Source organism: Aliamphritea spongicola (assembly GCF_017051665.1).
Classification (GTDB): Bacteria; Pseudomonadota; Gammaproteobacteria; order Pseudomonadales; family Balneatricaceae; genus Amphritea; species Amphritea spongicola.
The window spans coordinates 1-201 of sequence record NZ_JAFIDL010000167.1 but is presented as its reverse complement, the minus strand read 5'-3'; the positions used below and the strand labels follow the sequence as shown (position 1 = coordinate 201).

Sequence of the window (201 nt, the reverse complement as noted above, 5' to 3'; positions counted from 1 at the left end):
CCGATTTACCCGCCGGCACCGCTTCGCTCAGGCTGACGGTGTAGTCGGTGGTGGTTTCACCTTCGACCACATCACTCGGGCCAGTCAGGGAGACGATGACGGTGTCTTCTGTACCCGGTGGGTTGTCACTGCCGGTCTGGTCCGTGATGGTGGTTTCGACACTGTTGTTGGTGCCCGCCACGATCGCTTCGAACGCGTCAT

1 protein-coding gene is annotated in these 201 nt (G+C 60.7%); it reads right to left on the bottom strand.

Translation table 11 applies throughout. The features are described from left to right. Nucleotides 1-201 (bottom strand): hypothetical protein (locus JYB63_RS23205; RefSeq protein ID WP_205660264.1); only part of this gene is annotated, 201 nt, incomplete at both ends.